The sequence below is a fragment of the Rhodococcus phenolicus genome, from assembly GCF_001646785.1.
GTDB classification, from domain to species: Bacteria; Actinomycetota; Actinomycetes; order Mycobacteriales; family Mycobacteriaceae; genus Rhodococcus; species Rhodococcus phenolicus.
In genome coordinates this window covers 1-944 of the sequence record NZ_LRRH01000149.1, presented here as the reverse complement: position 1 = coordinate 944, position 944 = coordinate 1, and the positions used below count along the sequence as shown (strand labels likewise).

1 protein-coding gene is annotated in these 944 nt (G+C 66.8%); it reads right to left on the bottom strand.

The window, feature by feature from the left end:
• Positions 1-944, bottom strand: a 944-nt coding sequence (locus A8G15_RS27975; protein WP_156665600.1) for an AMP-binding protein, incomplete at both ends; no start/stop codon positions are given.

Sequence of the window (944 nt, the reverse complement as noted above, 5' to 3'; positions counted from 1 at the left end):
AGCAACACCGCATCATCCGGTCCCAAACCGAACGCCGCCACCTTCCACACCAACTGATTCGCAATCGCCCGATGCGGCACCGCCACACCCTTCGGACGACCCGTCGAACCCGACGTGAAGATCACATACGCCGTGTGCTCCGGCCGCAGCGGAACCGTCCGCTCCGCGTCCGTGATCGGACCGTCGGGAACATCCGCAGCGACCGCGTCGTCGACGAACAGCACCGCGCGACCGCCGTCCACCCCGAACCCCTCGGCCCGCGTGGTCAGCACACACACCGGATCCGCGGTGCCCAGAATGTACTCCGTGCGCTCGGCCGGCTGGTCCGGATCCACCGGCACGTACGCGCCACCGGCCTTCGCCACCGCGATCATGCCGATCACCAGCTCCACCGACCGGCGCATCCCCAGCGCCACAGTCGATTCCGCGCGCACTCCGGCAGCAATCAATGCTCGCGCCAGCCGGTTGACACGAGCGTCGACGTCGCCGTACGTCAGCTCGACCCCCTCGGCCCGGATCGCGACGGTATCGGGTGTCGCAGCGACCTGCGCCTCGAACAACGACACCAACGTCGCCGACGAATCTACCTCACGCGCAGTGTCGTTGAACGACTCCAGAATCCGCGACCGCTCCCCCGCACCGAGAATCTCCAGATCCCCGACCGGACGCGACGGCTCCGCCACGACCTCCCCGAGCACCCGCACGAACCGCTCGACGAATCCGGACACCGTCGCCTCGTCGAACAACGCCGTCGCATACGTCACGAAACCACCGATCCCCGCAGGAACCCCGGCCTCGTCGTAGGTGTCCTGCACGATCCAGTGCAGATCGAACTGAGAGGTCCGGTGTTCGAGGTCGAGCGGCGCAACCGTCAGCCCGGACAGTTCCAGACCTGCCTCGTTGAGATTCTGGAAGGAGAACCCGACCTGGAACAACGGATGCCG